This window comes from Mesorhizobium sp. M8A.F.Ca.ET.208.01.1.1 (assembly GCF_004791315.1).
Lineage (GTDB): Bacteria > Pseudomonadota > Alphaproteobacteria > Rhizobiales > Rhizobiaceae > Mesorhizobium.
On record NZ_SRUT01000341.1, the window covers coordinates 1 to 294 of the forward strand.

At 67.3% G+C, this 294-nt stretch carries 1 protein-coding gene; it reads right to left on the reverse strand.

From position 1 onward, the window contains the following. A partial coding sequence (locus tag EN851_RS35565; protein WP_281041139.1) for a cyanophycin synthetase occupies positions 1 to 294 on the reverse strand: 294 nt, incomplete at both ends.

The window sequence follows — 294 nt, forward strand, 5'->3', positions numbered from 1 at the left end:
GTCCCGGTGCCGACGATGAGCTCGGCAAGGGCCGCATGGAGTTTTGCCGAGTGGCTGCCAAGTTCCCGCATGTCGCCAAGCACAGCGATGCGCCTGCCCTCGCCCGATACAGGCGTGGCGTTGAGCAGCGCCATGGCTGCCGCCATCGACGCCGGGTTGGCATTGTAGCTCTCGTCGATCAGCGTGATCGGGCCGCTTGGATGATGCAAGATGTGGCGCCTGCCGCGCCCGCGCTCGGCCGAAAGATCCGCACGCGCCGCCGCCACCTCGTCGAGATCGGCGCCAACCAGTTGA